This window comes from Sulfuricurvum sp. MLSB (assembly GCF_000747095.1).
Classification (GTDB): Bacteria; Campylobacterota; Campylobacteria; order Campylobacterales; family Sulfurimonadaceae; genus Sulfuricurvum.
The window spans coordinates 1-20,894 of the sequence record NZ_JQGL01000148.1; the positions used below are offsets into that span (position 1 = coordinate 1).

General features: G+C 50.5%; 24 protein-coding genes. 12 read left to right on the top strand and 12 right to left on the bottom strand.

All coding sequences use genetic code 11. The annotated features are described in order from the left end of the window. Positions 1-139 precede the first annotated feature (139 nt). From rpsP to rplS, 5 genes are read left to right on the top strand one after another with little or no spacing between them, the layout of a single operon-like run. Complete coding sequence (gene rpsP / locus JU82_RS11315) at positions 140-370, top strand: 30S ribosomal protein S16 (protein WP_013459360.1); 231 nt, start codon at positions 140-142, stop codon at positions 368-370. A gap of 2 nt (positions 371-372) precedes the next feature. Beyond that, the gene (locus tag JU82_RS11320; protein WP_037950835.1) at positions 373-612 is read left to right on the top strand and encodes a KH domain-containing protein; all 240 of its coding nucleotides are present in this window, start codon (positions 373-375) and stop codon (positions 610-612) included. Then, entirely contained in the window at positions 572-1,147 is a 576-nt protein-coding gene (rimM, locus tag JU82_RS11325; protein WP_294892949.1) for a ribosome maturation factor RimM, read from the top strand. The genes JU82_RS11320 and rimM overlap by 41 nt, the downstream gene beginning before the upstream one ends. Further along, complete coding sequence (trmD, locus tag JU82_RS11330; RefSeq protein ID WP_037950841.1) at positions 1,147-1,842, top strand: tRNA (guanosine(37)-N1)-methyltransferase TrmD; 696 nt, start codon at positions 1,147-1,149, stop codon at positions 1,840-1,842. The genes rimM and trmD overlap by 1 nt, the downstream gene beginning before the upstream one ends. Then, on the top strand, positions 1,832-2,188 hold the full coding sequence (gene rplS / locus JU82_RS11335; protein ID WP_037950844.1) for a 50S ribosomal protein L19: 357 nt from the start codon (positions 1,832-1,834) through the stop codon (positions 2,186-2,188). The genes trmD and rplS overlap by 11 nt, the downstream gene beginning before the upstream one ends. Before the next feature lie 72 nt (positions 2,189-2,260). Here the strand turns inward: rplS and JU82_RS11340 are convergent, their stop codons facing one another. From JU82_RS11340 to JU82_RS11365, 6 genes are read right to left on the bottom strand one after another with little or no spacing between them, the layout of a single operon-like run. Further along, positions 2,261-3,034, bottom strand: coding sequence for a CorA family divalent cation transporter (locus JU82_RS11340; RefSeq protein WP_294892952.1), 774 nt, complete (start codon positions 3,032-3,034; stop codon positions 2,261-2,263). A gap of 2 nt (positions 3,035-3,036) precedes the next feature. Next, a complete protein-coding gene (gene smpB / locus JU82_RS11345; RefSeq protein ID WP_037950849.1) occupies positions 3,037-3,489 on the bottom strand; it encodes an SsrA-binding protein SmpB in 453 nt (150 codons plus the stop codon). Then, positions 3,489-4,259 carry a 4-(cytidine 5'-diphospho)-2-C-methyl-D-erythritol kinase gene (locus JU82_RS11350; RefSeq protein ID WP_037950852.1) on the bottom strand — a complete coding sequence of 257 codons (771 nt, stop codon included), beginning with the start codon at positions 4,257-4,259 and terminating at the stop codon, positions 3,489-3,491. The genes smpB and JU82_RS11350 overlap by 1 nt, the downstream gene beginning before the upstream one ends. Continuing rightward, positions 4,256-4,489: a carbon storage regulator CsrA gene (csrA, locus tag JU82_RS11355; protein ID WP_037950855.1), complete on the bottom strand. Its 234-nt coding sequence runs from the start codon at positions 4,487-4,489 to the stop codon at positions 4,256-4,258. Before csrA ends, JU82_RS11350 begins: the two co-directional genes overlap by 4 nt. Continuing rightward, on the bottom strand, positions 4,483-5,304 hold the full coding sequence (gene truB / locus JU82_RS11360) for a tRNA pseudouridine(55) synthase TruB (protein WP_037950858.1): 822 nt from the start codon (positions 5,302-5,304) through the stop codon (positions 4,483-4,485). Before truB ends, csrA begins: the two co-directional genes overlap by 7 nt. Before the next feature lies 1 nt (position 5,305). Further along, complete coding sequence (locus JU82_RS11365) at positions 5,306-7,354, bottom strand: ATP-dependent helicase (protein WP_037950861.1); 2,049 nt, start codon at positions 7,352-7,354, stop codon at positions 5,306-5,308. Positions 7,355-7,518: 164 nt separating this feature from the next. Between JU82_RS11365 and JU82_RS11370 the strand changes: the two genes are divergently transcribed. Next, positions 7,519-8,418: a LysR family transcriptional regulator gene (locus tag JU82_RS11370; RefSeq protein ID WP_037950863.1), complete on the top strand. Its 900-nt coding sequence runs from the start codon at positions 7,519-7,521 to the stop codon at positions 8,416-8,418. Positions 8,419-8,511: 93 nt separating this feature from the next. Here the strand turns inward: JU82_RS11370 and JU82_RS11375 are convergent, their stop codons facing one another. The 5 genes from JU82_RS11375 to JU82_RS11395 all read right to left on the bottom strand — a co-directional run bounded on the left by JU82_RS11375 (position 8,512) and on the right by JU82_RS11395 (position 12,327). Continuing rightward, positions 8,512-8,973, bottom strand: a complete 462-nt coding sequence (locus JU82_RS11375; RefSeq protein WP_037950866.1) for a hypothetical protein — start codon at positions 8,971-8,973, stop codon at positions 8,512-8,514. A gap of 22 nt (positions 8,974-8,995) precedes the next feature. After that, positions 8,996-9,565, bottom strand: a complete 570-nt coding sequence (locus JU82_RS11380) for an aminotransferase class IV (protein ID WP_037950869.1) — start codon at positions 9,563-9,565, stop codon at positions 8,996-8,998. Positions 9,566-9,568: 3 nt separating this feature from the next. Further along, positions 9,569-10,492, bottom strand: coding sequence for a cysteine synthase A (gene cysK, locus JU82_RS11385; RefSeq protein WP_037950872.1), 924 nt, complete (start codon positions 10,490-10,492; stop codon positions 9,569-9,571). Positions 10,493-10,612: 120 nt separating this feature from the next. Further along, positions 10,613-11,311 (bottom strand): response regulator transcription factor, encoded by a 699-nt coding sequence (locus JU82_RS11390; RefSeq protein WP_037950875.1) that lies wholly within the window; start codon positions 11,309-11,311, stop codon positions 10,613-10,615. After that, positions 11,308-12,327, bottom strand: a complete 1,020-nt coding sequence (locus JU82_RS11395) for an ATP-binding protein (RefSeq protein WP_037950878.1) — start codon at positions 12,325-12,327, stop codon at positions 11,308-11,310. The genes JU82_RS11390 and JU82_RS11395 overlap by 4 nt, the downstream gene beginning before the upstream one ends. 154 nt (positions 12,328-12,481) lie before the next feature. Here JU82_RS11395 and JU82_RS11400 point away from each other — a divergent pair, with 154 nt between their 5' ends. Further along, the gene (locus tag JU82_RS11400) at positions 12,482-13,939 is read left to right on the top strand and encodes an acetyl-CoA carboxylase biotin carboxylase subunit (RefSeq protein WP_037950881.1); all 1,458 of its coding nucleotides are present in this window, start codon (positions 12,482-12,484) and stop codon (positions 13,937-13,939) included. Between the two features lie 49 nt (positions 13,940-13,988). On the opposite strand, the gene JU82_RS11405 is transcribed toward JU82_RS11400, so the two are convergent. Continuing rightward, a complete protein-coding gene (locus tag JU82_RS11405) occupies positions 13,989-15,206 on the bottom strand; it encodes an apolipoprotein N-acyltransferase (protein WP_037950884.1) in 1,218 nt (405 codons plus the stop codon). Positions 15,207-15,274: 68 nt separating this feature from the next. Between JU82_RS11405 and yajC the strand changes: the two genes are divergently transcribed. The 5 genes from yajC to leuS are packed head-to-tail and all read left to right on the top strand — an operon-like array spanning position 15,275 to position 20,892. Then, the gene (gene yajC, locus JU82_RS11410) at positions 15,275-15,541 is read left to right on the top strand and encodes a preprotein translocase subunit YajC (protein ID WP_037950887.1); all 267 of its coding nucleotides are present in this window, start codon (positions 15,275-15,277) and stop codon (positions 15,539-15,541) included. After that, complete coding sequence (gene secD, locus JU82_RS11415) at positions 15,531-17,096, top strand: protein translocase subunit SecD (protein WP_037950890.1); 1,566 nt, start codon at positions 15,531-15,533, stop codon at positions 17,094-17,096. Before yajC ends, secD begins: the two co-directional genes overlap by 11 nt. A gap of 3 nt (positions 17,097-17,099) precedes the next feature. Next, a complete protein-coding gene (gene secF / locus JU82_RS11420) occupies positions 17,100-18,071 on the top strand; it encodes a protein translocase subunit SecF (protein WP_037950892.1) in 972 nt (323 codons plus the stop codon). Positions 18,072-18,090: 19 nt separating this feature from the next. Further along, positions 18,091-18,432, top strand: a complete 342-nt coding sequence (locus JU82_RS11425; RefSeq protein ID WP_037950895.1) for a DUF6394 family protein — start codon at positions 18,091-18,093, stop codon at positions 18,430-18,432. Positions 18,433-18,444: 12 nt separating this feature from the next. Then, entirely contained in the window at positions 18,445-20,892 is a 2,448-nt protein-coding gene (gene leuS / locus JU82_RS11430) for a leucine--tRNA ligase (protein WP_037950898.1), read from the top strand. Positions 20,893-20,894 lie beyond the last annotated feature (2 nt).

The following is a 20,894-nucleotide window of genomic DNA, read 5'->3' on the forward strand; positions in this document are numbered from 1 at the left end:
GGGAATGCTAAGCTGGGGATTCTTGGGAATCTCTATCTTAGCGTTCAAGCAATTTTGTGGTTTTTCTTTTGCTTTAGTGGGCAAAACACTCTACAAAGTTACTTAGCGCGAAACCAAAATTACCTACAAGGAAACACACATGGCAACAGTCATTCGCTTGACCCGTATGGGACGCAAAAAACAACCTTTCTACCGTATCGCGGTAACAGACAGCCGTAAACGCCGTGACGGCGGATGGATCGAATTGATCGGATATTACAACCCTATGACCGATCCTATCACGACTAAAGTTGACGAAGAACGTTTGAACTACTGGTTGAGCGTCGGTGCTCAAATGTCAGACCGCGTTAAAAAAATTACCGGTAAATAATCATGGTAGCCGACTTCGTCGCAGGCTTTGCGAAGCTGATCGCCGCCTATCCTGAAGATATCAGAGTAGAGTCGTTTGAGCGCGACGAAGTGACTGAGATTGTCCTGTACGCCAATCAGGCGGACGTCGGCAAACTCATCGGCAAAGAAGGGAAGATGATCGGTGCGATAAAAACCGTCATCTCCGGCTGTAAAGCCAAAGATGGCAAGAGTTATCGTATCAATGTCGAACCGCTTTCGTAACACGCTTTCCGCAGATTGGCTTCATGTCGCCACCCTCGGCCGTACGGTCGGGTTAAAAGGGGATATGAAACTGAACCTTCATACCGATTTCCCTGAACAGTTTATCCCGGATTCCACGTTTACCCTTGAAAACGGCACGGTTGTGACGCTCGAGTATTATATTCCCGAACGCGAGCTTGTCCGTCTTAAAGGGTACACGACTCCCGAAGCAGCCAAAGCGCTCACGAACGCCAAGCTTTTTACGACCAAAGAAGCGACACGCGAACGATGCGGTTTGGCAGAGGGGGAATTTTTCTGGTTTGATTTGATCGGATTGGCGGTCAAAGAAGGTGAACAGGTTTTGGGTTCTGTCCGTGAAATCGAACGGATCGGCGCGCAAGACTATCTTCTTGTTGCAACGGAGGCTTCTTGGGTTGCAAAAGGGTACAGCGAGACGTTTCTGATCCCGTATATCGATCATTATGTACAAGAATGCGATATGGCGTCCAAAACGATTCGTGTTCAGGGTTGCATTGACTTGCTTGAGGCGTCGTAATGCGTTTCACCTACGTGACCCTTTTTTCGAATCTGATCGAAGGGTATTTTCAAGACTCGATCCTCAAGCGGGCGATTGAATCGGGAAAATTCGACGTGGCTTACTTGAATCCGAGAGATTACAGTACCTCCAAGCACTCAAAAGTCGATGACACGGCTGCAGGCGGAGGTGCGGGCATGGTGATGGTTCCTCAGCCGCTTTTTGATGCGCTGCAAACCTTATCCGCCAATGCCCATATCATTTTTGCGGCACCCGTCGGGAAGCAGTTTACCCAAAACGATGCCAAACGCCTCAGTGCCAAAGAGCATGTCGTGTTCGTCAGCGGGAGGTACGAGGGGATTGATGAGCGGGTGTTGGAGCGGTTCGCCGATGAAGTGTTCAGCATCGGCGATTATGTCCTCACCGGGGGGGAGCTTCCTTCGCTGGTGATGACCGATGCCATCGTACGAAATCTCGAAGGAGTGCTCGGAAACAGCGAGTCGCTCGATTATGAGAGTTTTGAAACGCCACTTTTGGAAGCACCTACGTTCGGAAAACCCGCTATTTATGAGAATATGGCTGTCCCATCAGAATACTTAAAGGGAAACCATAGTAAAATTCATGCACTAAAATCGTCTCTGTCTGAATGCAAAACAAAATTCTTCAGACCGGAGCAGCTTCTAAAGCATACAATAAGGACATCTTATGAAAAATAAGTACATCGCTAGCTTCGAGCAAGCGCAAATCGCCGGTAAAAACGTTCCTGAGTTTCGCGCAGGTGACACCCTTCGTTTGGCCGTAACCATTACAGAAGGTGATAAATCACGCGTTCAAAATTATGAGGGTGTATGTATCTCAATCCGCGGTGAAGGTGTAAGCCGCACCATCACTGTACGTAAAATCGGTGCCAACGGCGTCGGTATTGAGCGTATCTTCCCACTTTACAGCGATAGCCTCGAGAAAATCGAAGTTCTTCGCCGTGGTCGCGTACGCCGCGCTAAATTGTTCTATCTTCGTGACCTTGCCGGTAAAGCAGCGCGTATCAAAGAACTCCGCAAATAATTTTTCTGCCGCTTCTGCGGCGGCAATCTTTTTCTTCCCTTTCAACTGTTTTCTTAAAATAAATTTTCCAAATCACTCTTTTCGTATTTTCCACAGTACCGCTGTTGTCAGAAACGCCGCAAAAAGAATCATTGTAACAAACGCATAAAAGGTTCCCATGACGTGATTTTCAAAGGGTAATCCTCCCGTATTCATGCCGAAAAATCCGACGACGAGATTGAGCGGTAAAAAGATGACGGAGATGACCGTCAAGGTATAAATGCTGCGGTTCATACGATCATTGGAGCGAAGGTTGTAGTAACTGTACAGATTATCGAGCTGGTCGTTTGCCGAGACATTGGAGCGCAAGGTCCGCTCCAAATGTTCATGCAGGTCATTGAACTCATTGATAGGGAAGTGTTCTGAGAATTTTGATTTCGTGATGAAGCGTTCGAGAATATCGGCCGCTTTCAAAATGATCCGTTCCGAGTGTGAGAGCTCTTTTTTCATTTCGTGCCAGCGTTCCATAAAACGGGAGGAGAATTTTCGATAGAGATTCTCTTCAAGGGCAACTATTTTATCCTGAACGATTTCGATATCGTCCATCAGCATGTCGATTTTCTCGTCTAAAAAGCGGTATAGATCGTCTAGCCCGGCGGCAAAGTGTATAAGGTCGTTCACGTTCCGATCATAATAATAAACGCTACTGTCCGCCAGTATAAAGCCGTATGAATGGATTTTGGAAGTTTTTCCGATTTGTTCGGGCAGGCGGAGTACTAAAATACGATAGTCCCGATATTCTTCAAACGTAGAGGGATGGAGAGGATTTTGTAAATCCTGAAGATCAAGGCTGTGCAGCTGAACCATACTTATTCTCCTTTAAGCGCTCGTTCCATATCTCGTTTCAGGCTTTTTTCTTTCAGATCTTCGCGTTTGTCGTAGAGCTTTTTGCCTTTGACGATCGCTACTTGCATTTTGGCAATATTGCGGTCGTTGAAATAAAGGCTCAGCGGGACAAGGGTGAACCCGTCTTTTTCTACCGCTTTGAACATCTTGTCGATTTGTTTTCGGTGAAGCAGCAGCTTTCGGCTTCGGCGTTCTTCATGCCCGTAATGGCGATGCGTTGTCTCCAGATAGCCGATGTGGACGTTAAAGACGAAGGCTTCTCCTTTGACGATTTTGATGAATCCGTCTTTGAGGTTGACGCGCCCCGCACGGATCGCTTTGACTTCGCTTCCCATGAGCTCAAGACCCGCTTCGAATTTCTCTTCGATATGGTAGTCGAAAAACGCTTTTTTGTTGGTGGCGATTGTTTCACCCATTACTCTTCATCCTTGATTCTAAAAAAGCTGCTTCCGCTCCCCGAGAAAAACCACCCCTCTTTTTCGTTCAGTTCACGGTAGCATCCGAGCGCAGCGCCATAGAGGTCATTGGCTTCTGTGGGAGTCATGGAGGCTAATATCGTACGCGAAGGGGTCGATTCGAGGCGTGCGGTTTCTTCCGCGCCGATCGGCGCGTAAAGATGCTCGCGGTAATAGCGGTAAACCGCAGGGGTGCTGATCTGAATCTGCGGGGTGACGACTTCGAAATCGAGAAGCGGTTCGTCGAAACGTTCGACGACCTCGCCGATGCCGGTGACGTTCGCGCTTTCATACCCGTAGACGAAAAAGGGGACATCGGCACCGACATTGGCTCCGATCTCGGCCAGCTCTTCCACACCGAGACCCAATTCGAGCCGTTCATTGCACATGCGTAAAAAAGTTGCCGCATCCGAACTGCCGCCTCCGAGACCTGCAAAAGAGGGGATACGTTTGTCAACGCACACCGCATGCGTTTCCATCCATTCCGATAATTTGTCGGAACGGGTAGCGGCTAACAGGTGTTTATACGCTTTGTAGATCGTATTGGATCGAACGTCGCAGTCGAAGTTGCCCCGTATTTCGAATTCCGGGGTTGATTTTGGTTCGAACCAAAGGGTGTCGAACAGATTTTTAACCCGCATGAACCGTGAACTGAGGGTATGATAATCCCCCCTCATCCCGGTGATTTTAAGAAAAATGTTGACTTTGGCGTAAGCAGGATAGCGGATCATAATTTTAATTTGTGTACCAGTTGCTGAAGCAATGATTCATCGCTTTCACGGACAGATGCTTCTTTGTTGGAATTCTCGACGGCACGGACCAGTTCGCTGCGTAATATTCGGATATTGTGCGGTGCGTCTATGCCGAGTTTTACCACACCTTTGTCGATGGAGACCACTTTGACGGTGATGGTATCGGCGATAATGACGGACTCATCGGCTTTGCGTGAAAGAATCAACATGCTTCTACCTTGTTTAAAATGTAATGAACACCCTGCTCATCAATGTCGATAATAGAAATGGTGTCGCCGTTATCGATCCAATAGGTGCCGTTGTCCTGACACTCAAAATCTTCGCGTGCTAATTTTTGCCCTAGCAGAATCGTTATCTTATCGCCATTATAGCGGTTTTTGGGAAGCGAAAGTGCGGTTTTGACGTCCAGCGCTTTTTCATTCTCATAGACAAATTGCCCTTCATTCAGCCTCTCAAGGGCACTAAGCGAGCCTGACACACCGAGTTTGTCGGCGATCATCTCTCCCAAAGAGCGGATATAACTTCCTTCCGAGACGGTTGCTTCAAACGTCACGAACGGGTGCATATAGTGTAGCAGTCGGATATCATAGACGGTGGAGGTAATGGTTTTAAGCACTACCTCTTTTCCTTCACGGGCGAGTTCGTAGGCCCGTTTGCCCTCAAGCCGTTTGGCGCTGTATTTCGGGGGAAGATAGGTCAGCTCGCCGCGCAGTGATTCGACGACGTTGTGAACCGTATCCGAATCAAACGGTTGCAGCGGATCGATCCGCTCGATCTGCTCGATATCGAGTGTCGGGGAATACGCGCCCAGCCACAGGGTTGCACGATACCGTTTCGGGGCTTTGTTCAAAAACCGAAACAGGCGTCCGTGATTGCCGAAGGCAATGATGAGGACTCCCTTGGCAAACGGATCGAGGGTTCCGGAATAGCCCGCTTTTTTGACGCCGTAGCGTCGCTTGATCCGGCTGAGAAGCTGATTGGAACTGATCCCTGCGGGTTTGTAGGCAACGAAGAGGCGGTTCAACTTAGAGCTTCTCCACAAACGAGGCGAGAATATCGCGTTTGTTGCCGCCGAAATTGATGAGCAGTTTGAATTCGCGTCCCGATTTACTCACCCCTTCGACCCGTCCGGCACCGAAAATTTTGTGGCGGACGAGATCCCCTTTTTTGTAGGAGGTGTTTTTCTCCAGAATCAAGGAGCCTTCGCACAATCCCGCTTCGTTGATGAAACGGCTGCGTTGCAGCTCCGTACGGCGCCCTTTGTAAAAGCGGCTGTTGACGCTGGAGAGGGTGAGGGCGCTTTTGGCGCGGGTGAGGGCGACGTAGCCCAGCCGTCGTTCCTCTTCGAGATCGCTGCCGTCTCCGATAAGGGGAAGAAACCCCTCTTCGAGCCCGATGACGAAGAGGTGCTCGAATTCCAGCCCTTTGGAGGCGTGGATGCTCATAATGTAGATGCTCTCTCCCTCGACTTGGTCCTGTTCGCTTTGCAAGGTGATGTCGTTGAGAAATTCGGAAAGGGAAGCATCAGGGTTTTGTTTGACGTAATCGCGGAAAAGCCCGTAGAACTCGTCCACGTTCGAGATTTTATCGGCTTCATCCGGTAACCCTTTGAGGGTCTCTTTAATTTTGAATCGCTCCTCAAGAAGATCGATAAAACGGTATATGGCTTCATCGGCTACGGTGCGCAGCTCGGTGATTTCGGCTATAAAATCGCGCAGTTCCCCCGCACTTTTTTTACGGACCAACGATTCAAGTTCGCTGTCGGGAAGGGTAGCAATAAATTCGAACATCGATTTGCCCGCGTCCATCGCGGAGAGTTCGATTTTATCGATTGTCGCTTTCCCCAAGCCCCGCTTGGGTTTATTGATAATCCGTTTCAGCGAAAAATTGTCGTGCACGTTGGTGACGACCCGCAGGTAGCTGATAAGGTCCTTGATTTCGGCACGGTCGTAAAAGCGCAGCCCGCCGACGAGCTTGTAGGCAATTCCGGCACGGTTAAGACCTTCCTCCAGCGAACGGCTCAGCGCATTGATGCGGTACAAGACGGCGATTTCATTGGGGCGGACTCCGTCGGCTATGAGGGTTTTGATTGCTTTGGCAATTTTCTGCGATTCTTCGCTTTCGTCGTGCGATGTTATGGTTTGGACCTCTTCTCCGCCGCTTTTGGTCGCGATCAGCGTTTTTCCCAGACGGGAGCGGTTGTGTTCGATCAAAGCGTTGGCGACGGTGAGGATCGGCTGGGTCGAGCGGTAGTTGTGTTCGAGTTTGACGACGGTGGCATTTTCGAAATCCTGATCGAATTCGAGGATATTGCGTACGTGCGCTCCACGCCATCCGTAGATGCTCTGGTCGTCATCGCCCACGACGCACAGATTGTTGTGGGCCGTACAGAGTTTTTGCAGCAGGCGCAGCTGAAGTTCATTCGTATCCTGATACTCGTCAATCATGATGTACTGATACTTTTCGCTGGTTTGGCGGCACAGATCGGGATGCTCGTCCAGCAGGCGGTACGTCAGGCACAGCAGATCATCGAAATCGACGAGGTTGTTTTCCAATAGATAGGCTTCGTATTCTTCATAGATTTTGGCGATGTGTTTGTAGTTGGTCAGTTCAGCTTGCGCATAGGCTTCGACCGGGTCGATCAGGGAGTTTTTATAGCGGGAAATCTCGCTGGCGATCAGTGCCGTGGGGAGGTCGGCATTAATCTTCTTGATGATCTTTTTTTTGTCGTCAGTGTCGATCACGACGAAGTTGTTCTGCCGCCCGAGCAGATGGATATGAAATTTTAAAAACAGCAGACCGAATTTGTGAAAAGTGCACAGTAAAGGGGGATAGGAGTTTTGGGCGATGAGATTCATCGCACGTTCGCGCATTTCTTTGGCCGCTTTGTTGGTAAATGTCAGCGTCAGGGTATTGCCGGCGGGAACCCCTACCGCATCGAGAAGATAGGCAAGACGGGAGGTAATCGTTTTGGTTTTTCCGCTTCCGGCTCCCGCCAAAATCAGCAATGGACCGTCAATCTGTTCTACAGCACTGCGCTGAGCGTCATTGAGGTCTGAGAAAATTTTCTCCATGCTACCCGCTGCCTTTGTATGGTTAAGTTATTTTAATTATAGCCCAAATTTCCTCTATTTGACTTTTTAATGACCGCTTCCGGGAAAGAAACGGCAGCTGACTCTTGCATTGGTTATAATAATGAGTTATAATACTGCTATTCATTCAGCTTATAGGAATTATTATGTTAAAAGATTTTGCAAAACTCATGACCTTCCTGACGGTAGTTCGGGAAAAAAGTTTTTCAAAAGCCTCGGCAAAACTCGGTATTTCGCAACCCGCCGTTACGCAGCAGATAAAGTTTATCGAAGACTATCTGGACACGCGGATCGTAGAGCGGAAGAAAAACGGCATTAAGCTGACCAAAGAGGGAGAAGACCTTTTCCGCATCGCCATCAAGCTTGAAAAAGCGATCCAGTCGAGTGAAAAAGAGCTTCTCAAAATTATCAACAAAGAGTTTACTTTTATCGTCGGCGCGTCGTATGCAATCGGTAACTACGTCCTCCCCTCGTATCTGGGACAGCTCAAAGAAAAGATTAACAACGAAGTTCATATACGGGTCGGTTTTTCGGATGAGATCATCACGCAGCTGCTCGATAAAAAAATCGATATCGCATTGATCGAATCGCCGGTTTTCCGCGACGGGCTGATCTACCGCGAATGGGAAGAGGACGAACTGGTCATTTTCTCGAATCAGCCGATTCCCAAACAGCTTCGTCGGGACGATATGTACAAATTCGACTGGATTTGCCGGGACGAAAACTCGCATACCCGCAAGCTCACTTCCGAAGTATTCGAAGAGATCGGTGTCGAATGTTCAGGTTTCAGCGTCATCGGTGTGGTAGCAAGTTCGACGGCGATCAAAGAGACGATTATGCGCTCGCCCAAAGATTCTGCCCGTCCGGTCGTATCGGTTATTTCACGCCATGTTATCGCCGATGAGGTGGAAGAGGGCAAATTGTTCGAAGCGCGGATCAAAAACTATAAGATCAAACGCAAATTTTACATCGCCTACAGCAAAGAGCGTAAGCACGACGCATTCATCGATAATGTCGTCACGTACCTATTAGGATTAAAGCTGTAACGCTACGTTTTACCCAGAGGGCACTTGCCCTCGGCGGGAAGCCCGCGTGCAGTAAACCGCACTTCATTATCTTCAATAATTACACTTTTAAGACTATTTTTTCTTCAAAAACTTCTGGTTTTCCGGATTGGATAAAAGCGCACTCATGGAATTATGAAACCCTTCGCTTTTTTCGATAACCGGAATCGATTGCTGTTCGACAGGAACGGCCAGATTCACAAATGCGGGGGTGTCGTCAATGATAACCTGTACGATGGACAGGAGCGGTACGGTGACGAAACTGCCGACGTTTTCATGCCCGAACCCCGCTTCAAAAATCAGAGTGTCGTTATCGATCCGCGCACTTTCGAAGGTGTATCCGGCCAAAAAGAAAAGCGTCATCGCCCGGAACTCGTCACTGATGTGTTGGGGCAGGGGCGGTTCGAAGGTGATGTGTTCGATTTTACACAAAATGCCGAAATTTTGCTCGTTTTCAAAAAGGTAAATGAGCATATCCCGAACATGATTTTCCATTAAACGGGCGAAAGAGGGGCTTTTGATAATATCGAATAGCATGCGTGACTAACCCTGTTATTTTTTAAAAAATTATACCATGTTCCACTTCAACAAATCCCATCATCGCGTTCATTAGGGCTACTTTGTCTGCTTTGGCAATATCCTCAACGCGTAATGCAACCGGTAGAAGGAGCCCCTCGTCAATGAGGCGCGCACGGGTCGTTCCTCCCAGCAGAGGCTGCTTGGGTGTCATCCATCTGCCTTCTATGTACAGGGCGACGTTGGCAATCGTCGTATCTCTCAGGTAACCGTCTTGAACAATAAGGACGTCATCGCACTCTCCACGTTGTTGAAAGAGACGATCCAGACTGCTACGATCGGCGTATTTGAACGCATAGTCGACGGCATCGGCATCGATGAGTTTTAGTGATGAGAATGTGCGCTGAACGTAGGGATGAAATTCGATTGAGGCGGCAGCGGCGTCATACAAAAACCGGCATCGGTATAGTCCTTCGTCGGGAGGAATGACGAGGGATTTCAGATCATAGGAGCGGCTGATGCCGAGACTCTCGCAAGTCGTATCGAGACGTAGTTGATGGTATGAAAGATGAAGAGGCAATCCGTCTTCGCACCGTATCGTCTCTAACAGCACGCTTTACTCTTCGAACAGCGGGGTAGAAAGATAGCGTTCCGCCGTATCGCACAGAATCGTGACGATTGTTTTCCCGCGGTTTTCGGGGCGGGAAGCGACGATAGAGGCCGCATGGACATTTGCCCCCGCGGAGATGCCGACGAGGATACCTTCGCTTTTTGCCAGCGCTTTGGAAGCGTTGATCGCATCTTCGTTGCTGACTTGGATCACTTCGCCGTACAAATCGGTGTTCAGAACATCCGGGACGAATCCCGCACCGATCCCCTGGATTTTATGGGGACCCGGTCTGCCTCCGGAGAGGACGGGAGAGTCTTTGGGCTCGACGGCAATGATTTGAACATTCGGTAAAATCTCGCGCAGCGCTTCGCCGGTTCCGGTAAGGGTTCCCCCCGTGCCGACGGCGGCAATGAAGATATCGACGTTACCGTCGGTATCGCGCAAAATCTCCTGTGCCGTCGTTGAACGGTGAATCGCCGGATTGGCGGGATTGGCGAATTGCTGCAAAATAATGGCGTTGGGATTGGTTTCTACGAGCCGGTCGGCTTCGTCGATGGCCCCTTTCATCCCCTGCGCTGCGGGTGTAAGAACCAGATTGGCTCCCAGCGCACGCAATAGGTTGCGCCGCTCGATCGACATCGATTCGGGCATGGTCAGGGTCAGTTTCAACCCCAGCGCCGCACATATCGAGGCAAGAGCAATCCCTGTGTTGCCGCTGGTGGGTTCGACAATGAGGGTGTCGGCGTTGATTTTCCCCTCTTCCATCGCCGTTTTGATCATGTTGCGGCCGATGCGGTCTTTGACCGAACTGGTAGGGTTCATGAACTCGCATTTTCCCAGGAGGGTGGCGCCGCTTTGCGTTGAGAGGGCATTAAGCCGTACAAGGGGCGTATTGCCGATAAGTTCAGTGATGTTGGCCGCTATTTTCATAATCGTCATCCCGTTTTTTTGTCCATTATAATAGCAAATCTTCAAAAAGCCAATAATCCATAGTATTTAAGTATGCTTATTGTTGTATGGAATGCTTGCAGATGCATCGCCTGCAGCGAATCAGGCCGGCGACGTACAGACGAAACGGTAGCCGATCCCCAGCTCGGTTTGAATGTATTCGGGAGAGGTGGTGTCACTTTCTATTTTTTTCCGGAGCGCATTAACGTAGGTGCGAAGATATTGCATCTCATGCTGGTATCCCACACCCCACACCTCTTTTAAAATTTTCATGTGGGGAAGCACTTCGTTGGAATGGAGCATAAAATATTTCAGCAGATTGAATTCGGTCGGCGTCAGTTTAAGCGGCTGATTGCCTTTGATTACGGAAAATTGTTCTACGTCGATAACGATGTCGCTGCAGGTAATGATGTTTCCTGATTTTTGCAGCCCCAAAAAACGTCTTTGCGTCGAGCGGACGCGAGCCAGCAATTCATCAGTGGAAAAAGGCTTTGTAACATAGTCGTCGGCCCCCGCATCGAGCGAAGCGATGATCTCTTTTTCATCGTTTCGGGCAGAGACGACGATAATCGGGACCGAAAGCATTGTGCGTATGGTTTTGATCAGTTCTTTGCCGTCGCCGTCGGGGAGCCCGAGATCGAGCAAAATGAGGTCCGGGCTGCGTGTTTGGAGCTCCCGGAGTGCTGTATGCCTGTCTTTGGCGACGAGCGTTTTGAATTTGTTTTGCTGCAGTGAAAGGGCCAGCAGGCGGCTGATCGCATTATCGTCTTCGATGATTAAAACCAGCGTCGGGTGTTTCATAATACCTCTTTTAAAGATGCAGGGCGTTTAAGGACGGGGAGTGTCACTTCGAAGCTGACGCCGTTTGCGATGTTGTACGCCCTAATGTTACCATGATGTGCCCGTGAAATATCCCGGCAGATCGTCAATCCGAGCCCGCTGCCGGAAATGTCGGCGGTGTTGCCGGCACGGTAGAATTTTTCGAAAAGATTATCCAGATCGGTTTTTTTGATCGGAGCGCATTCGTTCGAAATCGTAATCCGAAACTCAGCCGGCGTCGCACGGATATCAAGGCGGATCGGTTTGTCTTCATCGGAATATTTCAATGCGTTGTCCAGCAGATTGACGAACAGTCGCAAAAGAAGGGCGCAGTCTGCGTAAAAGAGAGGCAAATCCGAATCGAAACGGCATTCGAGCCGATCGTGTAACGTGTCTCGGCGAAATTCCCTTCGGGCAAGACTGATAAGCTCTTCCATATCGCACCACCCCTTTTTAAGAGGGCTTTGGGAATTTTGCAGCCGGGCACTGTCGAGCAGGTTACTGATGAGACGGTTCATTTGCCGGCTTGATTCGATAATCAGCGAGATGGTCTTGTAGCGTATCGCCGGATCGACCGTCTGGCTATCGACCAGCAAAGTGGCGTTTCCCATGATCGACGAAAGAGGCGTTTTAAGATCGTGCGACAAGGTGCTGTAGAGGATTTCCTTGATGCTGTTGTGATGAATCCGCTTGGCTTGAAGCGTGATGATATAGCCCACAATGTAAAAGATGACAAAGCTCCAGAGATACATCAGTTCGTGGACCAAAAAACTGAGCGTCGGGGGGATATACAACGCTAGAAGTGCAATCGAAAGTGTGGTGATGAGAGTTGTGGCGAGAATATTTCCCCACAGTGCGATCACGATGACGGGAATCAGATGGATGAGAACGATGTTGATCATCTGAAGATTTTCTTTAAATATCTGCGAGATGAGCGTAATCAAAACAAAAAGGATCAGGGACACAAAATAGTGCCGATACGGATATAGATAATTCATCAGGCGCCACTTCCATCGGTTTGATAGTGTCATTGTAGTGCGGATTGTTGAAATCCCGGTAAAACATCAGAGACAAAAAGAGATTTTTTGATGCGATTTTTATACCGATTGCCCTACTATTTCGCACGCTAAACTTGTACAAAAGAGGGAATCCGTGGAAACCACCAAGATCAACAAAGTCCTAATCGCCAACCGCGGTGAAATCGCATTGCGCATTATCCGGGCATGTAAAGAGCTGGGGATAAAAAGTGTCGTCGTTTTTTCGGAAGCGGACGTCAACGGCGTATGGGTACGCAAAGCCGACGAGTGTTATCCCATCCTGGGTGATCCCGTTGCGGCGTACCTCGACTACGAACGGATCATTTCACTGGCCAAAAAAGCCGAATGCGATGCGATCCACCCCGGCTACGGGTTCCTTTCCGAAAGTGCCGAATTCGCCCAGGCCTGTCTGGACAACGGCATCATCTTCATCGGGCCTAAACCCGAACACGTAGCCCTTTTCGGGGACAAAATGGCGTCGAAAGTCGCGATGCGCGAAGTGGGCGTTCCGATGCTGCCGGGAACCGACGAGCCGATCGACAACATCAACGACGCCGAAAAAATCGCCGCGGATATCGGGTTCCCGATCATCATCAAAGCGGCGTTCGGAGGGGGCGGACGCGGGATGCGTATCGTCGAAAAAGCGTCCGATTTCAAAGAGATGTACGAATCGGCGACCAAAGAGGCGTTGCGCTTTTTCGGCCGCGGCGAGGTATTTATCGAAAAATACCTCAAAAACCCGCGCCACATTGAGATTCAGATCGTTGCCGACAAATACGGCAACGTTGTTCATCTGGGAGACCGCGACTGCTCGATTCAGCGCCGCCACCAGAAAGTGATCGAGATCGCTCCATCGCCGCTGCTGAACGAAGCGGTGCGCCGCGAACTGTACCGCGTATCGACCAAAGCGATGTTCAAACTGGGTTACGAGAGTGTCGGAACGATCGAATACCTCGTCGATGCGGACGATAATTTCTATTTTATCGAGATGAATACCCGTGTTCAGGTAGAACACCCGGTCACCGAAGTGATTTCGGGTATCGATTTGATTCAGCGGATGATCCAGATCGCCGAGGGCGATCCGCTCAAATTCCTCCAGGAGGAGATCAAGTTCCGCGGATACGCGATCGAATTCCGGATCAATGCGGAAAATCCGAAGCTCAATTTCGTCCCCTCACCGGGGTTGATTACCAACTATCTTGCTCCCGGCGGTCCGGGGGTGCGTCTGGACAGCATGGCGTACACCAACTATCAGATTCCCGCCAACTACGACTCGATGATCGGAAAATTGATCGTATCGGGATTGACGTGGGAAGATGCGGTTCGCAAAGCGCAGCGTGCGCTTGATGAATTCCTGATCGAAGGGGTTCCGACCAATGTGCCTCTTCACCGCCAGATCGTCCGGGATCAGGATTTCATCGACGGCAAACTCGACACCGGGTACCTCGACACCAAACTCGGTACGTTCAACCTCGAAGCGATCCACAACATGGACGACGAAGAGGCGAAAATGAAACAGGTTCAGGGAATTATCAACGCGATCAAAGCCAACAATCTGAACGTCCGCCACTGATTCATAGCGAAAGCCTTCGGGCTTTTGCCCTTTTTCTCTTTTCTTCCTATCAGTAAACTATCCCGCTTCCCCCGCCATTTGCCGCATGAAAGACGACCGTATTGTTTTTGCGCGCATAAAAGCGTATCAATAAATTTTGCACCGTCGGTTCGATCGAGGGTTTGAACCATCCGTTGTTGCTAATCCCGATTAGATAGCGCACTTCGGATGTGTAGAGTTCCGCACGCGTCGCTTCGTAGCAGATCGCATTGCGAAACATCACCCCTTTGAGCGTGAAATCGGTCGGTTTGTCCGCCGTGACGAAATCGCTTCCCCCGCCGAAAACCTCGCGGTTGACCCATTCGCGCAAAAACTCTGGGAGGGGGATATACTCGCCGAACGGTACGAGGATCGTTTTTTTCGCCACCGTCACTTCGCCGTTGTTAAAATAATAGGCGACGTTGTAATTGAGGCCATTTTCTTCGTGCAGCGTCCCGGTCAGGATGGCAATATGCGCTGAACGCTCTTTTAGCTGCTCAATCAGTTCTCTCTCACGGTTGAGAAAGAGAGGGAACGCCGATTCGGGCAGGACGACGAGATCGTACCCCTCGGCGATGGCTTGATCGATGGCGTCGAAGTTTTCCCGTACCGTCGTATACAGCCGCTCGCGCTGCCATTTGAAATCCTGCGAAATATCGGTGGAGACCAGTTTGATTTTGACATCGGGCATCGCGGGCTGAGTGTAGCCGGGCTCGTAGGCGGCAATGAGAATCAAAAAACTGAGACCTTTTTTCCATCCTCTAAGCCAATAGGCGGCGGCGAGGGCGAAAAGAACGAGTGCAAACTGCCATTTCTGTATGCCGATATAGCTCTCTACAAAAATGAGTTCGGGCTGCATCCAGTTGAAATCCATCGGCCACACGAATGTGAGAGCAAAAAGAAGCACTGCGCGGATGAGGGGGTTGGATGTCAGTCCCAGTATGCCGAAAAAGAGCAGATAGACGATACCGAATCCCAGCGCTACCAGCTCCGTTGCCCAGCCGAGCCCGTAATACTGAAAACTGAATCCGATCCAGTAGCACCACAGTAGTCCGATCAAGAACCCGGCTATCGGGAGTGTGCGTCGGGGAGCATAAAGCATCCCGTACAAGGCGCCCAGCGCGGCGGCGGTATTGACAAGTTTGGAGGTAAGCCCAAAATGTTCAATGTAAATAAAAGCGCTGAACCCAAACGCGATGGCAAGCGGAAGATAAAAGAGGTCGATGAGGGCGGCAGATCGTAATTTCATGGGAGAATTATAGCGATGTTAATGTCTTTTGAGTATAATGCGCTAATTTTCATTAATGAAGGAACCTCATGGATTTTCTCGTTCAAATTCTCCCGTTTGTCTTTTTGATCGCCATTATGTATTTTGTGATCATCCGTCCCCAAAACCAACAGGCGAAACGCCACAAAGAGATGATCGAAGCTCTTGCAAAAGGGGATAAAGTAGTCACCAGCGGCGGACTGATCGTCGAAATCAAAAAAGTCGAAGAGAACTTTTTTGCCGTCAAATTCAACAATGAGACCGAAGGGCGCCTCGTCAAAGACGCGGTAGCAAGAAAGTACGAGGATGAAGCTTAATTACCGTATTGTTCTGCTGATCATCGCTACGATTTTCGGCCTCGTTTATTCCATCCCTTCGTTTACCCAAAGTGAAGAGGGGAAAAAGATCACCCTGGGGCTTGACCTTCAGGGGGGATTGCACATGTTGCTCGGGGTAAAAACCGAAGAAGCGGTTAATTCCCAGCTCAAATCGATTGCCTCCGGTATGAAACATTTCAGCGAGCGTAACGATATCCTAATCGACGGTATCGGCGTAAGTGATGGCGAAGTCGTTTTTGAACTGCTCGATACGGATGATGCGACAGCGGTTGATGAACATCTTAAAGCCATCGAAGGGGCGGTTGTTCATGTGTCTGAGGGGAAATATGCGATTGCCATGACTCCCGAAGCGGTTGAAAAACTCAAGCTTCAGGCCGTCGATCAGGCGATTGAGACGATCCGAAACCGTCTGGACCAGTTCGGTCTGGCCGAACCGACGGTTGCCAAGCAGGGGCTTGACAAGATTTTGGTCGAGCTTCCCGGGATCAAAACCCCCGAAGAAGAGCAGCGTGCGCGTGAGCTGATCTCCCGTGCCGCCAAGCTCGAGCTGATGGCGGTCGATGAGGACCGCGCGATGCGTGTGGGCGAGATGAATGAAGTCGAAGCGGCCGGGTATGGCGATAAAATTCTGGAAGATGCCATTGCACCGGGTGCGAAACATCTGGTGAATGAAATCCCCATTCTGGACGGATCGATGCTGACCGACGCGCAGGTAGGATACGATCAGAACAACCGTCCGGTCATCAATTTCACCCTCAATTCCGAAGGGGCGCAGATTTTCGGCGACTTTACGGGTAAAAGCGTCGGCAAACGCCTCGCGATCGTATTGGACGGTAAAGTCTATTCGGCTCCCGTCATCAATGAGCGTATCGGCGGCGGAAGCGGCCAGATCAGCGGGAATTATACGACGGCCGAAGCCAACGACCTCGCTATTGCACTCCGTTCGGGCGCTTTGCTGGCTCCCATCTATATGATGGAGAAACGCTCGGTCGGACCGAGCCTGGGAGCCGACAGCATTCAGGCGAGTATGATCGCCCTCATCGGCGGATTTCTCCTTGTCGCATTGTTTATGATTTTCTATTACGGCATGGCCGGAGTTGTCGCTAACGTCGCCCTTGTCGTCAATTTGCTGCTCATCATTGCGATTATGGCACTGTTTGGTGCTACGCTGACTCTGCCGGGTATGGCGGGCATCGTTCTTACCGTCGGGATGGCGGTCGATGCGAACGTCATCATTTCCGAACGGATTCGCGAGCTGATACGGCAGGGACACTCGATTCGCAAAGCGATTGAGGCGGGATACGATAATGCGATACGCGCAATCGTCGATGCGAACATTACGACGCTTATCGCCGCGATTGTCCTTTATGTGTATGGTACGGGGGCGATTAAAGGTTTCGCCATTACGATCAGCATCGGCATTCTTGCATCCATGCTGACGGCTATTTTGGGAACACACGGCATCTATCAGATGCTGGAGAACCGGATGGGCAAGTCCAAAACGCCGGGCAGATATTTCGGGATAAAGGGGTAATGTATGGAATTGTTTAAAGTTACCCGTCCTATTCCGTTTATGGGAAAATCGACGATTGCCATTGTCATCTCGTTGATGATGGTGCTTGGATCATATGCGCTGTTGTTTACCAAAGGGCTTAATTTCGGGATCGATTTCGTCGGCGGTACGATTGTGCAGGTGCAATACGAAGGGACTGCCCCGATCGATCAGATGCGGCAGAAGCTCGCGGGCAACCCGATGTTCGAAGGAGCATCGATCAACGAATTCGGCTCACCGGATGAGGTGGTGATCCGGCTGAAAAACACTTCCGAGAGCATGACCAGAGATATCGGCGACGTGACCCGCGAGCAGCTTGCGGGAACAGGGAAATTTGAGATTCGTCGGGTTGATATCGTTGGAGCGAAGGTGGGAGGCGAGCTGCGCGAAAAAGGGATTATGGCATTGAGCCTTGCGTTGATCGGGATGCTGATTTACGTTTCCTTCCGGTTTGAATGGCGCTTTGCGGTCGCTTCGATTATCGCGCTGGTGCACGATATTTCGATCGCGCTGGGGGCGATTGCGCTGGTGGGACTGGACGTCAATCTTGACGTTCTCGCCGCCCTTCTGACGGTGCTGGGGTATTCGATCAACGATACAATCATCGTTTTCGACCGTATTCGCGAAGGGATCACCGAGAGCAAGACAACCGAACTTTCCGAGATCATCGACGAGTCGATCACGAACACCCTCTCACGGACGACTCTGACGTCGTTGACGACGTTGTTCGTGGTGATCGTTTTGTTCTTCTACGGCGGAGAGATCATTCACGCATTTGCGTTCACGCTCCTTGTTGGTATCGGGGTGGGAACGTACAGTTCGATTTTTGTCGCATCCCCGATTCTGAAATGGTTCGGGTTTGATGTTAAACGCTATCGTGCCAAACTCTCCGAAAATGCGGCGAGAGAAGCCGAAAAAGAAAAAATGCGCGCACAATTCGAACAGGGCGTAGTTTAATTATCTAAAGGAGCGAGTTATGGATTGGGGCAAAGTTATTTACGTATTTTTCACGTTGATGAGTCTGACGTCTACGGCGGCATTTTTGTTTGATCATACGTCGATCATGCTGTTTGTGGCGGCGAGTCTGAACATCGTATCGACGATACTGAAACTCGGTGTCCGTAATCTGCTGGCGGCGGAACTGCTGGCCGGATCGCTGGTCGCCGATTTGCATCTGATCCCGGCATTCATCTACATGGAAGTGGTCGGGAGTGTTCAGTGGGCCGTGGCGTTGGCCATCGGCGCACTGATCGCCAATCTTTTTTCAATTATTATGGTTTTCATTGAAAGTGCGAAAGCCAAAGAGAATTACGAATAATAGGAGCATTTTTTGAATTACACCCCCGCAGAGATTGAAGCCAAATGGCAGCATACGTGGTCTGAGACCAAAGCGTATGAACCTTCAAACGATTTTTCCCGACCGAAAAAATACGTCCTCAGCATGTTTCCCTACCCTTCGGGTCGGATCCATATGGGACACGTACGTAACTACACGATCGGGGATGCGTTTGCCCGCTACTACCGTCAGCAGGGGTTTAATGTTCTGCACCCGATCGGATGGGACAGTTTCGGGATGCCGGCGGAAAATGCTGCGATCAAACACGGCGTCCATCCGAAAAAATGGACGTATGAAAACATCGCAACGATGCGGGGAGAATTGGCGGGATTAGGGCTTTCATTCTCCGAAGAGCGGGAATTTGCCACCTCCAACCCCGAATACACGGCGTTTGAGCAGGGCTTTATCATCGACATGTTCAACAAAGGGCTGCTGTATCGCAAGCAGGGCTTTCTGAACTGGTGTCCGCACGATTTGACCGTTCTGGCGAACGAGCAGGTCGTTGACGGCGGATGCTGGAGATGCGGTACTCCGATCGTCCAAAAAGAGATGTATCAGTACTATTTGAAAATCAGCGATTACGCCGAAGAACTTCTCGAATCGCTCAAATCGCTGGAAGGCAAATGGCCCAAGCAGGTTCTGACGATGCAGGAAAACTGGATCGGAAAATCGTACGGTCTGGAATTCGCGTTCAAGCTGGATGAGGAGAGCGAAGCCAAGGTTGGAGCGGTGTATCAGAGCTTCGACGTATTCACGACTCGTCCCGACACGATTTACGGGGTGAGTTACGCCGCCCTTGCACCGGAGCATGAAATCGTTCGGCATATGCTTTCGTTCGGCCTGCTCGATGAAGCCACCGCCCATGCAATCAAAGCGATGCAGCGCGTCAGCGCGCGTGAGCGTGCAACGAGTCCCAAAGAGGGAGTAGCTCTGGGGATCAGCGTGATCCATCCTTTGACCGGCGCCAAAGTTCCCGTGTGGGTAGCGAATTTCGTCCTGACCGACTACGGTTCTGGTGCGGTGATGGCCGTTCCGGCACATGACGATCGCGACTACGAGTTCGCGACGAAATACAGCCTTCCGATCAAAGCGGTTATCTTCCCGAGCGAGGGGGAACTGCCTGTCGGGTCCGCTTATACCGAAGCGGGAATACTGCATGAGAGCGCGCAGTTCAGCGGCATGGACAACACCGCTGCTAAAGCGGCCATCATGGATCATTTCGAAGAGCACAAACTCGGGAAAAAAGTGATCAATTTCCGTCTCAAAGACTGGGGAATCAGCCGCCAGCGCTACTGGGGAGCGCCAATCCCGCTGATCCACTGCGACACCTGCGGCATCGTTCCCGAAGACAAGGCCAACCTCCCCGTCGCATTGCCCGAAGACGTCGTCATTAACGGCGAGGGGAACCCGCTGGAACACCATCCGACGTGGAAACACTGCACCTGCCCCAAATGCGGCAAGCCTGCCATCCGCGAGACCGACACGATGGATACGTTCATCCAGTCGTCATGGTATTTCCTGCGCTATACGGTTCCCAACACCTATCCCGAGGCGTTTGATCCCAAAGCGCTCGATTACTGGATGGGAGTCGACCACTACATCGGCGGAATCGAACACGCGATTTTACACCTGCTGTACGCGCGGTTTTTTACGAAAATGCTCCGCGATCTGGGATACGTCAAGAGCGACGAGCCGTTCGAGCATCTTCTGACGCAGGGAATGGTTCTCAAAGACGGAGCCAAAATGTCCAAATCCAAAGGCAATACCGTCGATCCCGGAGAACTGGTTGCCAAATACGGTGCCGATACGGCGCGTCTGTTTATCCTGTTCGCCGCTCCTCCGACCCAGGAACTCGAATGGAACGACAGCGCGGTAGAAGGTGCTTTCCGCTTCCTCAAACGGTTCGCTGACCGCAGCCAAAACGTCAATGCGGCCGATCGTTTGCCGAATATCGATCATACGGCGCTCTCCAAAGAGGAGAAAACGGCCCGTAAAAAAGTGTACGAAGCGCTAAAACGCTCACAGGAAGTCTATACGGAGCGCCACACGTTCAACACGATGATCGCCGGGGTCATGGAAGCGATGAACGCGCTCGGCGAACAAAATAATCGCGACGTGTGGAGCGAAGGGTACTGGATTTTACTCTCGATTATGGAACCGATCGTACCGCATCTGTGCTGGGAACTTTCGACGAATTTGTTCAACCGAAAAAATCTCGGACCGCAAAACGTGTGCGAAGAGGTTTTTGAAGTCGACGCCCTGAGCCTCGGGGTTTCGGTCAACGGCAAAAACCGTGCTACAATTGAAGTCGGAGTCAGCGAAAGCCAGGATACGATTATCGAGAGTGCCAAAACAGCCGTCGAAAAATGGCTGGAGGGAAAAGAGATCGTCAAAGCGATTGTCATCCCGGGCAAACTGGTCAATTTGGTTATTAAAGGATAGGG